The sequence below is a fragment of the Streptomyces musisoli genome (assembly GCF_016741855.1).
GTDB lineage: Bacteria > Actinomycetota > Actinomycetes > Streptomycetales > Streptomycetaceae > Streptomyces > Streptomyces musisoli.
Genome location: NZ_JAERRH010000008.1, coordinates 102,196 through 114,947, shown reverse-complemented (window position 1 = coordinate 114,947; position 12,752 = coordinate 102,196). Strand labels below are relative to the sequence as shown.

The window sequence follows — 12,752 nt, the reverse complement described above, 5'->3', positions numbered from 1 at the left end:
GCCTGTGAACCGAGTCAACACAGTTCACGCATTAAGATCAGTACACGCTCGAGAATCCATGAGTCCTGTGCACGCCGGTATGCTCGGTGCACACACGGGACGAGGGGAGCGGGGCCGGTGCAGGACAACGCGACAGAGGTGACCGCGGCCGGAATCGCGCGGCTCGCCGGAGTGGGCCGTGCCGCTGTCAGTAACTGGCGGCGCCGGCACGCCGACTTCCCCAAGCCGGTGGGCGGCACGGAGAGCAGCCCGTCGTTCGCGCTCGCCGAGGTCGAGGCCTGGCTGCGCAAGCAGGGCAAACTCGCCGAGGTCCCGCTGCGCGAACGCGTCTGGCAGCAGCTCGCCGGCCACCCGGAAGGCCCGCTGACCGCCCTGGTCCACACCGGCTGCGTGCTGCTGCTGATCCATGAGCGGCCCACCGTCTGGCTGGACGCGAGCGCCGGCTCCGACGCACGGCTGGCCGCGATGCTGCCGGGCGCGCTGGACCAGGTGCTGACGCCGCGCTTCGGCGGTGCGCCGGGCGGCACGGTGCCCGACGGTCCGTCCCGGCGTGCCGTGGGGGCTGTGAACGGACCGCTTCCCGTGAACACGGGTGGCGAAGGCGGCAGTGTGAATCCGACGCCTCAGACGCCGGGTGTGAATTCCGCGGCCGACGTCACCGGTGTGAACGCGGCACTCACGGCGCCTGCTGTGAACTCCTCACCGACCTCACCGCCTGTGAACACCCCGCCAGCTGTTCACACCGCACCGACCATTCACGACGCATCGGCCGCCGCCCACCCCACCGCAGCCGCAGTCACCCCCCAATCCTCCGGGACCACACAGAACGCATCGACCGGACAGGCCGCCCATGCCGTCGATGCCGCCCATGCCGCTGCGGCCACCCCGGCGGCATCGGCGGCAGCGGCGGCCTCGTCCCCTTCGGTCACCCCCGCCACCCCCACTCCCGCGGTCCCCACCCCCACCGGCCCCCAGCTCCTGCCCTCCGCCCCCCTCCTGCGCGGCGCCGCCGAGCTGGCCGCCGAGGCCGGAGCCCGGCAGACGTTCGAGTTCCTGCTGGGCCGGCACCTGGACGCCAACCCCCGCCAGTACACGCTCACCCCGGCCGACCTCGCCGGTCTCATGGCCGACCTGGCCGGCCCGGCCCGTACCATCCTGGACCCGGCCTGCGGCACCGGCGCCCTGCTGCGCGCCGTGGACGCCCGCCCCGAGCAGGAGCTGTACGCCCAGGACGGCGCCCCGGAACTCGCCGCGCTCAGCGCGCTGCGGCTCGCGCTGCACAGCAGGGCCACCGTGCGCGCCGCCGCCGGCGACACGCTGCGCGCCGACGCGCACCCGGGGCTGCGCGCCGACGCGGTGCTGTGCCATCCGCCGTTCAACGAGCGCAACTGGGGCCACGACGAACTCGCCTACGACCCGCGCTGGGAGTACGGCTTCCCCGCGCGCACCGAGTCCGAGCTGGCCTGGGTGCAGCACGCGCTGGCCCGGCTGGCCGACGGCGGCACCGCCGTGCTGCTCATGCCGCCGGCCACCGCGTCCCGCCGTTCCGGGCGCCGGATCCGTGCCGACCTGCTGCGCCGGGGCGCGCTCCGGGCCGTCGTCGCGCTGCCGGTCGGCGCGGCACCGCCGTACAACATCCCGCTGCACCTGTGGGTGCTGCGCCGGCCGGACCGCGCGCCGGCCACGCCCGAGGTGCTGCTCGTGGACACGGGGCGGTTCGCCGGGGAGGGGCGGGGCGGTCCGGACTGGGCCGCGGTGCGGGAGGCCGTGCTGGACGCCTGGCGTTCCTTCGCGCGCGAGGGGCGGCTGGCGGAGCGGCCGGGGCTCGCCCGTTCGCTGCCGGTCATCGAACTCCTCGACGACGATGTGGACCTCGCTCCCGCCCGTCATCTGCCGCCGGCCGCGGTCGCCGACGGCGCGGAGCAGCTGACGCAGGTGCGCGAGCGCCTGGGCGCGACCCTGCGGCTGACCGCCGACCTCACCCCGCCCCCCGCCGACCCGGCACCGCCCGTGCGCTGGCCGCTGACCACCGTCGGTGAACTCGCGCGCGGGGGCGCGCTGGTGATGCGCACCGGCGGAAACGGCGGCCACGCGCGCGTGCCGGTGCTCACCGACCACGACGTGCTGGCCGGAACGGCACCTTCGGGCACGCTGCCCGAGAGCGAGGAGGAGGCCGTCCTGACCGAGCCGGGCGATGTCGTCGTACCGGTGCTCGGCGGGGGCTCGGTGGCGCGCGTCATCGACGACGCGACGGGAGGCGCCGCCCTGGGGCGCAACCTCGTGCTTCTGCGCCCCGATCGCACGGCCCTCGACCCGTGGTTCCTCGCCGGGTTCCTGCGCGGTACCGCCAACAACCGGCAGGCCAGCAGTTACGCCTCCACGGCGACCCGGCTGGACGTGCGCCGCCTCCAGTTGCCCCGGCTCCCGCTGGAGGAACAGCGGCGCTACGGCGCGCGCTTCCGAGCACTCGACGAGTTCGAGCGGGCGCTCAGGCAAGCGAGCCGGCTCGGGGAGCAGCTCGTGCGCGGGATGTACGACGGGCTCACCGACGGCACGGTCGCGCCCGACTGACCTGGTTGGTCCCGCTGATCCTTTTGATCCCGTTCCGGTCACCGGACAACGGTTCGGTACAACCCGGACCGCGTGTCCCCGCCGGGCCATATGCTCGAAGCGACATTCGCACACCCGGCGTTGTCCGCCCCCGCGGACCGCGCCGGGCGGGCACGTACGCCCATTTCAGGCATCGGGAGCAGCCATGCAAGGCCACGGCTACGGACAGCCGGTGAAGCAGCCGCCGCACACGGCGTGGCTGGTTTTCCTGCGTGTGCTGTTCGTGGCGCTCGGATTCCTCACCATCGGGTTCATGGCCTGGGCGATGATGCTGCGGCTGGCGGTCGTCACGCGCCGGTCGCGGGACTGGGGGCTGTTCGTGGCGGTGCTGGCCGCCGACATCCTCAGCATCACGCTGGTGGCGGTCGAACCGGGCGACGAGATCCACACCACGGGCGGCTGGCTGGGCCTCCTGCTGCTGCTCTGCACGCTCGTGGGCACGATCGCGTACTACCTCGCCGCGGACACCCGCCACTACCTGTTGCAGCAGCAGGCGTACCGGGCGCAGCACCCGGCCCCGGCGTACGGCTACCCGGCGCCCGTGAACCCGTACGGCGCGACGACCGTGCCGATCCCGCCGGCCACGCACGGGACACCCACCGTGCCGCCGACGCCCCCGGTCACGCCGCACACGCCGCCCCCGATGACGCACACGACCGGGCCCCAGCCCCCGCTGACCACCCCGCCGCCGCAGCGTCCCGCGCCCGCCCGGATCGACCAGGTGCGGGCCGAGCTGGACGAGTTGAGCGACTACCTGCGCAGGCAGGACGGCCACGAGGGCGGACGGTGACCGTGGCGACAGGACGTGTCGTCGCCGGCCGGTACGAACTGTCCACCCTCATCGGGCAGGGCGGCATGGGCCAGGTGTGGACGGCGTACGACCGGCGGCTGGACCGGCGCGTGGCGGTGAAGCTGCTGCGCCCCGACAAGGTGGCGGGCCAGGAGGCGGACGAGCTGCGCCGCCGCTTCATGCGCGAGTGCCGGGTGACCGCGCAGGTGGACCACCCCGGCCTGGTGACGGTGCACGACGCGGGCAGCGAGGGCGAGGAGCTGTTCCTCGTCATGCAGTACGTGGACGGCGCCGATCTCTCCGACCACCTCGCCGAGCACGACCCGTACCCCTGGCAGTGGACGGTCGCGGTGGCCGCGCAACTGTGCGCGGTGCTGAGCGCCGTGCACGCCGTGCCGATCGTGCACCGCGACCTCAAGCCGCGCAACGTGATGGTGAAGCAGGACGGCACGATCACCGTCCTCGACCTGGGCGTGGCCTCGGTGATGGACACCGACACCACCCGCCTCACCCACACCGGCTCCCCGATCGGCTCACCCGCCTACATGGCGCCCGAGCAGGCGATGGGCGGCGCGGTCGGCCCGTACACCGACCTGTACGCGCTCGGCGTGCTGATGCACGAACTGCTCAGCGGCGAGGTGCCGTTCGCCGGCTCGACGGCGCTCGGGGTGCTGCACCGGCACCTGTACGAGCCGCCGCTGCCCGTGCGCCGGCTCCGCCCCGAGGTGCCCGAGGCGCTCGAAGTCCTGGTGCTGCGGCTGCTGTCCAAGGACCCGCAGCACCGGCCGGCGTCCGCGCAGGAGGTGTACGAGGACCTGGCGCGGCTGCTGCCCGCGCGCGGCACACCCACCGGGGCGCCGCTGGATCCCACACGCCCGTTCCTGCGTCCGCACGCCCCCTGGCCGGACCGCGCGCGGACCCCCGCGCCCCAGCCCGCTCCCGTGGCACCGGCACCGCCGGTGGCCGAGAAGCCCGATGTGGCCGCCGCCGTGGACGAGGTCAAGCGCCTGCTGGGCGAGGGCCGCATCACGCAGGCCGTGGACATCCTGGGCGCGATCCTGCCCGCTGCCGCCGAACAGCACGGCGAGCAGTCCCCGGTCGTGCGCACCCTGCGCAAGCAGTACGCGGCCACCCTCATGGACGACGGCCAGTACCGGCGCGCGCTGCCCGAACTGCGCCGTCTCGCCGACGAACGCGCCGCCGAGGCAGGGCACGCCGACCCGCAGTCGCTGCGCTACCGCTACGAGGCCGCGCAGTGCCTGGAGCAGCTGGGCGAACCGGCGGCGGCGCTCGCCGAGTACCGCGCGCTGCTGCCGTACTACGAGAACCAGTACGTCTCCGGGGACCCGCGGCTCGCCCACGAGGTCCGCCGCCGCATCGGCCATCTGCTGCTCGCCCTCGGCGACCGGCCGGCGGCCCACGACACGCTCGCGCGGCTGGTCGTGGACGTCGAGCGGCTGCACGGACCCGGTGATCCGCTGGCCGTGGAGGTCCGGCGGACCCTTCAGTGGCTGGGGCAGGTGCGCGGCTAGATTTTGCCGGGCCCTGGGAGATTCTTGTGTGTTACAAGGGCTTGTGTTTCCCGGCGGCAGGCCCGGCGCTCGATACCTTGCGCACGTTTTCGGCAAGCACGTTGTCGCCGAGTGTGCCCTTGCCGCACACGCTTTCGTCAGGCACGCACGCGCGTGGAACCGCCGTGCACGATCAGGGGTGGGATGCATGGCCGGTCATCGGCAGTCGAAGAAGCGCAGGTACGTGACCTGGGCGGTGGCCGGCACGGCCGTCGTCGCCGGGGCCGGCATCGCCGCGCAGACCTCCATGGCCGCCACTGCCTGGCCCGCGCAGAAGACCTTCACCGGCCGCGCGTTCGACACCTGCACCGCGCCCTCGCTGTCCGCCATGAAGGCCTGGCACACCGGCTACTACGGCGCCGCCGCCGTCTACGTGGGCGGCAAGAACCGCGGCTGCGCCCAGCCCAACCTCACCGCCTCCTGGGTAAAGTCGGTCAACTCCCTCGGCTGGAAGCTCATCCCGATCTACGTCGGCGCCCAGCCGCCCTGCCAGACCAGCCGCAGCCCCGAGAAGCTGACCGCCTCCACGGCCGCCTCCCTCGGCGCGAGCGACGCCAAGGACGCGGTCGCCAAGGCATCGGCGCTCGGCATGAAGGCAGGCAGCCCCGTCTACCTCGACATGGAGCCGTACGACATCACGAACAAGGCGTGCAACGACGCCGTGCTCACGTATGTGCGCTCGTTCATGAAGACGCTGCGCGGCAAGACCTACCGCGGCGGCTACTACGGCTTCACCAGCTCCAGCGCCAAGGCGATCGCCACCGCGCCGAACAAGACGGACCTGCCGGGCAACCTCTGGTACGCGCTGTGGGACAAGCAGTACACGACGACCGCGGACTGGCCGTGGGGCCCCACCCAGTTCACCGGCCACAGCCGCGCCCACCAGTACATGGTCAACAGCAAGGAGACGCGCGGCGGGGTCACGCTGACCGTCGACCGGGACGCCTGGGACGCGCCGGTGGCCGTCGTCGGCTGACCCGGCGGCCCTCCGGCGCGGCGCGGCGGTGCCCGAAGCGCGCGTGAATCGTTGGTCGAATGGGTTGGCCGGAGCCTGCCCACTGCCTACCATCGATCACCGCAAGACTTTGTGCACCGTCGCACAATCTCCCCCTGGAGGTCTCCTTGCACCGCCGCCGTCGCACCGCGCTCGTCCTCGCCGCCGCGATCGCCGCCGCGGCACCCCTGCTGACCGCCTGCGGAAACGATGCGCACCCGGGTGCCGCGGCCGTCGTCGGCGGGCAGCGGATCACCGTCGCCCAGCTGGAGAGCCGGGTCGACGAGGTCCGCCAGGCGCAGCGGGCCGCGGTGCCGGACGATACGCAGTACCAGCAGGTCGTCTCCTCCACGAGCAGCCTCACCCGCGACACCCTGCACAACATGGTGCTCGACCAGGTGCTGCATCGTGCCGCCCGGGACCAGGGCGTGACGGTCACCCGCAAGGAGATCCAGCGGATGCGGACGGACCTGGAGCGGCAGGCCGGCGGCAGCAAGGGCCTGGAGACGGCCTGGCTGCAGAAGTACGGCATCGCCCCGGGCCACCTCGACGACAACCTGCGCCTCCAGCTGGAGGCGCAGAAGCTCGCCGCGAAGCTCGGCACCGACACCAGCCAGCCCGCTTTCTGGCAGGCCCTGTCCAAGGCGTCCGGGGAACTCCACGTGGACCTCAACCCGCGCTACGGCTCCTGGGACGTGCAGAAGAGCAGCCGGGTGGACGCCAAGACGCCGTGGGTGCGTGAGGTCACGACGGCGGGCGACGAGCTGACGGCGTAGCCCGGCCGACGGCGCGGGCCCGCTCGCGCACCGGGGCCGGAACGGTACGGCACCGGACGGCCGCCCACACCGGACCGTCGGCCGACACCGGACCGTCGGTCCACAGCGCACTGTCGGTCCACAGCGGACCGTCGGCGTACACCGGACCATCGGTCCACAGCGCACTGTCGGCTCACACCGGACCGTCGGCCGACAGCGCACTGTCGGCCCACAGCGCACTGTCGGCCCACAGCGGACCGTCGGTCCGCACCGCGCTGTCGGTCATACGATCACACGATCCCCTCGGCCCTGTGGATAACGTGATCCGCTCTCCCGTGCCGTGGGCTACGTTCGGATCGTGAACGAAACCAGCCCCGCAGCCCGTCCCCACGCCGGCCCGGAAGCCGCCCCCGGCCGCATCGTCCTGCTCACGACCAGCCACCGCGTCGCTCCCGGCCTGCTGTCCTGGCCCGCCTGGCAGGCCCTGCGAGGCGCCGACGCCGTGCTGTGCGCGGACGGCGCGCATCCGCAGCTGCCGTACCTGCGTGAGGCCGGGATAGCGGTGGCGGAGACGTCCCCCACCGCGCAGGAGCTGGTCGACGCCTGCGCCGGCGGACGGACGGTGGTGGTCGTGGCGACCGGTGAGGGCGAGCCGGCGCTCACCGACGGCCTCGCCCGGCTGGCCGGCTCCGGCCGGGTCGCCATGCCGGAGCTGGAGCTGCTCCCCGCCTCCTACGACCTGCCCGGCGCCCGTCTGCTGGACCTCGTCCAGGTCATGGACCGTATCCGCGCCGAGTGCCCGTGGTCCTCCCGGCAGACCCACGAGGGACTGGCGAAGTACGGCATCGAGGAGGCGTACGAGCTGGTCGAGGCGATCGAGGCCGGCGACCGCCCCGAGCTGCGCGAAGAGCTGGGCGACGTCCTCCTCCAGGTCGTCTTCCACTCCCGGATCGCCGAGGAGCACCCGGACACGCCGTTCTCCATCGACGACGTCGCAGGCGGCATCGTCGCCAAGCTCATCCGCCGGCACCCGCACATCTTCGGCGACGAGCGGGCCGAGACCCCGGAGGACGTCAAGGAGCACTGGCTGCGCACCAAGGCGGAGGAGAAGAAGCGCACCTCGGTCACGGACGGCGTCCCGCTCGGCCAGCCGGGCCTCGCCCTGGCCGCCAAACTCGCCTCCCGCGTCCGTACCGCGGGCCTGAAGGTCCCCCTGCCCGAGGGGGAGGGCATCGGATACGAACTCCTCGCGCTGGCGGCCCGCGCCGAGGCGGACGGCGTCGACCCGGAGGCGGCGCTGCGGGCGGCGGCACGGGTGTACCGGGACGCGATCAGGGCGGCCGAGGACCCGCGGACGACGGCCGAGGACCCGCGGACGGCGGACGGCGAGGAGGAGGACGAAGGGTAGGCGGATCGCCTTACGGCATCTCCGAATCCCCTTTCGTGTCAGTACCGTTGAAGCACGGCGTGGTCACGAGGGGCGGGGGGCGTGCGTGAGGCGGGGGACGGATCTGGCGGGCGTCGGGGCCGAAGTGCTCGCGGCTGGGCTCGGCACCGACGAGTGGGACCGGGTCCGGAGACGCTTCTCGCGCTGGTTCACGGGCCAGCGGGCTCCCATCTACGGATGGGAACTGCTCCAGGTCGGGAAGACCTCCCCCGGTTCCCGGGAGCCGCTTCAGGCGGTCTGGGCTCCACGGCTGCGCACCACTCTCGCCGACGCGGTGGACAAGAACGCCGCGGCCTGGCAACTGCGGGAACTGATCCGCGAGCTGACTCCCCTCCTGGACGGGCCGCCGGGCCCCGCGCCGGCCCCCGCCCTGGCGGAGGAAGCTGGACCAGCCCCCGCCGGGTACCTGGTGGAGGATGCCGGACCGACCCCCGCCGGGTACCTGGGCGAGGACGCCGGACCGACCCCCGCCGGGTACCTGGGCGAAGACGCCTGGCCTGACTCCGTGCGGCACGTGGCGGAGGGACCCGGGCCGGCTCCCGTCCGGCACGTGGCGGAGGATGCCGGACCGACCCCCGTCGGGTACCTGGCGGAGGATGCCGGACCGACCCCCGTCGGGTACCTGGTGGAGGATGCCGGACCGACCTCCGTCGGGTACCTGGTGGAGGATGCCGGACCGACCTCCGTCGGGTACCTGGTGGAGGATGCCGGACCGACCCCCGTCGGGTACCAGGGCGAGGACGCCTGGCCCGACCGCGTCCAGCTCGTGGCGGAGGAACCTGGGCCGGCTCCCGCCCGGCACCCGGTGGAGGCTCCCGAGACCGGTGCCGCCCCGTACCCGAGGGAGGTTCGCGAGCCCCGGCCCGAGTTGGAGCCTCGGCCCGAGTTGGGGCTCCGGCCCGAATTGGGGCCCGGGCCCGAGTTGGGGCCTCGGCCCGAGTTGGGGCCCGGGCCCGAGTTGGGGCCCCGGCCCGACTTTGAGCCCCGGCCCGAGTTCGGGCCCGGTCCGGAGGCGCCCTCGCGTGCGATGGCGGCTCCCTCCCCGGAGGGGCCTGCGCCGGTCATCGGGGACCATGTCGATTTCCGGCAGGCGGACATCCACGGACCGGTCATCGGAGTCCAGATCCAGCACGCCTACGGTGCCCGGCCGCCGATCGCCCCACCCGGCCCGGAGGAGTGGCCGGCGGCCACCGCACTGGAGCCGCTCGCGCACGGGGTGTGGCCGGCCCGCCGGATGAAGGGGTGCCCGCCGCTGCCGCCCTACGTCCCGCGGGAGGCGGACGAAGCGCTGCTCGCCGCCCTGGCCTCCGCGGCGGCGGACGGCGGCCTCGTGGTGGTGCTGGGGGAGCCGTTCGCGGGCAAGTCGCGCACGGCGCTCGCGATGCTGGCGGCCGCGCTCCCGACGGCTCGGGTGTACGCACCGGACGCCGGTGCGGACCTGCGCGGCCTGCCCGACATGCTGCGCGGAGCCGCGGAGCCCCGCGTGCTGTGGCTGGACGACCTCGACGGCCACCTCGGCGAGGGCGGCCTGGAGCCGAGGCTGCTGGCGCGGCTGGCCGGGCTGAGGGCGGTCGTACTCGCCACTCTGCGCGAGGACGCCTACGACGAGTACCGGCAGACCCCACGCGGCCGGGTGCTGGACCTGGGGCAGATCGTGGAGCTGCCGCGGGAATGGACGGACGCGGAGCGGGCGCGCGCCGCCGAGCCGGCGGACCCGCGGCTCAGGGAGGCCGCCGGGCTCAGCGGACCGGAAGGGATCGCGACCCACCTCGCCGTGGAACCGCGGCTGTGGGCGGACTTCCGGCGCTCCGGGCGCAAGCACCCGCGCGGACAGGCGCTGGTGCGGGCGGCGATCGATCTGGCGCGGTGCGGGCTGCGGGGACCGCTGTCCCAGGATCTGCTCGTGGAGGTCGCCGAGGGCTACGGGCCGCCGGCCGGGACGGAGCCGGAGACCGTCGAGGAGGCGCTGGAGTGGGCCGCCCGGGAGCGGCACGGGGTGCTGCCGTTGCTGCGGCGCGAGGGGCCGCGGGCCTGGGCGGCGGCGGGCCCGCTGGTGAGCGCGGCCCGGTACGACGAGAAGTTCCCGCCGGTGGACGGCGCGCTGTGGCAGCGGGCGTTGGACGTCGCGCGGACAGGAGAGGGGTACGACGTCGAGCTGGTGTCCACGCTGGCGGGCGCCGCGTTCGAACGGGCGGTCGAGGGCGGGGACAGAACGGCGATGTACCGGCTGGGGCTGCTGGAGGAGTCCCTGGGGCGCCACGAGGAGGCCGAGAGCTGGTTCTTGCGGGCGGCCGAGGCCGGAGTGCCGGAGGCGGCCGGACACCTGGGCCGGCTGCTCGCGGAGCGTGGGCGGAGCGGGGAGGCGGAGCCACTCCTGGAGCAGGCCGCGCAGGCGGGGGACCGCGACGCGGCGACGCTGCTCGCCGAGGTGCTGGTGGGCCGGGCCGAGCGCTGGCTGCTCACGGCACAGCGGCCGAGGGGGGCGCACCTGCTGGCGGACCTGCGGTTCTGTGTGGCGGACCCGGAACTGACCTTTGGCCGCTACGACTTCGCCGCCTCCCGGGGGTACCCAGGCGTCGCGCGCGGCCTCGGGATGTACCACCTCGTGGTGAACGAGCGCGTGCTGGCCGAGGTGTGGCTGGAGCGCGCGGCGCATGCCGGTGACGAGACGGCGGCCGGGATCCTGGAGGCGCTCCAGGCCGCGCCGCCGCCGCTGAGCGAGGCCGAGGAGTACTTCGCCCAGTTCGCCGCATCGGAAGGCTATCCACTGGACTTCGCCCATCACGGAGTCGTCCTGGAGAGGCTGCACCGTCCGGAGGAAGCCGTGGAGCAGTACCGGACCGCCTACGAGAACGGCGACCCCTACGGCGCCTACCGGCTCGGTGCCCTGCTCGACCGGCAGGGCAGGCCGGAAGAGGCCCGGCAGTGGTACTGCAAGGCGGCCGACCTGGGGCACTACGCCGCCCGCAAGGCCCTCGGCGAGCTGCCCGACGGTCCGGATACCGTCGAGGAGTGACCGACCAGCCCCACCCCGACGGACCTCACCCCGACCGGCCCGCGCCCGACGAGCCGCAGCCCGCCCCGGCCCAGTCCCGGCCCGCGCCCGATGAGCCCCGGCCCGCGCCCGACGAGTCGCAGCCCGCGCCCGACGAGCCGCAGCCCGCGCCCGACGAGCCGCAGCCCGCGTCCGGCGAGCCCCGGCCCGCCCCGCACCAGCCCTGCGCCCCCGACGAGCCCCGGCCCGCGCCCGACGAGTCCCAGCCCGCACTCGATGAGCCCCGGCCCGCCCCGGACCAGCCGGTCCCCGCCCTCTTCACGTGGGAGTTCGCCGCCGACCCCTACCCCGCCTACGCCTGGCTGCGCGAGCACGCCCCCGTGCACTGGACGCGGCTGCCGAGCGGTGTCGAGGCCTGGCTGGTCACCCGGTACGCCGACGCCCGGCAGGCCCTGGCCGACCAGCGGCTGAGCAAGAACCCGGCCCATCACGACGAGCCCGCGCACGCCAAGGGCAAGACCGGCATCCCCGGCGAGCGCAAGGCCGAGCTGATGACGCATCTGCTGAACATCGACCCACCGGACCACACCCGGCTGCGCCGCCTGGTCAGCAAGGCGTTCACACCGCGCCGGGTCGCCGAGTTCGCCCCCCGGGTGCAGGAGCTGACCGACCACCTCATCGACCGGTTCGCGAAGACCGGCTCCGCCGACCTCATCCACGAGTTCGCCTTCCCGCTGCCCATCTACGCCATCTGCGACCTGCTCGGCGTCCCGCGCGAGGACCAGGACGACTTCCGGGACTGGGCGGGCATGATGATCCGGCACGGCGGAGGGCCCCGGGGCGGGGTCGCCCGGTCGGTGAAGAAGATGCGCGGCTATCTCGCCGAGCTGATCCACAGGAAGCGCGAGGCGCTGCCCGCCGCGCCCGCGCCCGGCGAAGACCTGATCTCCGGCCTCATCCGCGCCTCCGACCACGGCGAGCACCTCACCGAGAACGAGGCCGCCGCCATGGCCTTCATCCTCCTGTTCGCCGGCTTCGAGACGACCGTCAACCTCATCGGCAACGGCACCTACGCCCTGCTCACCCACCCCGAGCAGCGCCGGCGGCTGGAGGAGTCCCTGGCGCGCGGGGAGACGGACCTGCTGGCGACCGGCGTGGAGGAACTGCTGCGCTACGACGGTCCGGTGGAGCTGGCCACCTGGCGGTTCGCCACGCAGCCGCTGACCATCGGCGGGCAGGACATCGCGCCGGGCGATCCGGTGCTCGTCGTGCTCGCCGCCGCAGACCGGGACCCGGCACGGTTCGCCGAGCCGGACGTGCTGGACCTCGGCCGCCGCGACAACCAGCACCTCGGTTACGGCCACGGAATCCACTACTGCCTCGGCGCGCCGCTCGCCCGGCTCGAGGGCCAGACCGCGCTCGCGACCCTGCTCACCCGCCTGCCCGACCTGCGGCTCGCCGCGGACCCGGCCGAGCTGCGCTGGCGCGGCGGACTCATCATGCGGGGACTGCGCACCCTGCCAGTGGAGTTCACGCCCACGGTCTGAGCGCGGTTCCCGGTTCCGGCCCGCCGCCCGAGCACGGCCGCTG

General features: G+C 74.2%; 8 protein-coding genes. All 8 read left to right on the top strand.

What is annotated here, in order from left to right; genetic code table 11:
- Positions 1 to 117 precede the first annotated feature (117 nt).
- Positions 118 to 2,571, top strand: a complete 2,454-nt coding sequence (locus JK361_RS21905) for a type I restriction-modification system subunit M/S (protein ID WP_201820931.1) — start codon at positions 118 to 120, stop codon at positions 2,569 to 2,571.
- 184 nt (positions 2,572 to 2,755) lie between these two features.
- The gene (locus JK361_RS21900; RefSeq protein WP_201820929.1) at positions 2,756 to 3,400 is read left to right on the top strand and encodes a hypothetical protein; all 645 of its coding nucleotides are present in this window, start codon (positions 2,756 to 2,758) and stop codon (positions 3,398 to 3,400) included.
- 38 nt (positions 3,401 to 3,438) lie between these two features.
- Complete coding sequence (locus JK361_RS21895; RefSeq protein WP_262418671.1) at positions 3,439 to 4,932, top strand: serine/threonine-protein kinase; 1,494 nt, start codon at positions 3,439 to 3,441, stop codon at positions 4,930 to 4,932.
- Positions 4,933 to 5,119: 187 nt separating this feature from the next.
- Positions 5,120 to 5,947, top strand: coding sequence for a glycoside hydrolase domain-containing protein (locus JK361_RS21890; protein ID WP_201820927.1), 828 nt, complete (start codon positions 5,120 to 5,122; stop codon positions 5,945 to 5,947).
- Positions 5,948 to 6,093: 146 nt separating this feature from the next.
- Positions 6,094 to 6,741, top strand: a complete 648-nt coding sequence (locus tag JK361_RS21885; RefSeq protein ID WP_201820926.1) for a SurA N-terminal domain-containing protein — start codon at positions 6,094 to 6,096, stop codon at positions 6,739 to 6,741.
- Between the two features lie 337 nt (positions 6,742 to 7,078).
- Positions 7,079 to 8,128 carry a nucleoside triphosphate pyrophosphohydrolase gene (locus JK361_RS21880; protein ID WP_307787300.1) on the top strand — a complete coding sequence of 350 codons (1,050 nt, stop codon included), beginning with the start codon at positions 7,079 to 7,081 and terminating at the stop codon, positions 8,126 to 8,128.
- 85 nt (positions 8,129 to 8,213) lie between these two features.
- Positions 8,214 to 11,183 (top strand): tetratricopeptide repeat protein, encoded by a 2,970-nt coding sequence (locus JK361_RS42405; protein ID WP_201820924.1) that lies wholly within the window; start codon positions 8,214 to 8,216, stop codon positions 11,181 to 11,183.
- On the top strand, positions 11,180 to 12,709 hold the full coding sequence (locus tag JK361_RS21870) for a cytochrome P450 family protein (RefSeq protein WP_307787299.1): 1,530 nt from the start codon (positions 11,180 to 11,182) through the stop codon (positions 12,707 to 12,709). The genes JK361_RS42405 and JK361_RS21870 overlap by 4 nt, the downstream gene beginning before the upstream one ends.
- The last annotated feature ends 43 nt before the right edge of the window (positions 12,710 to 12,752 follow it).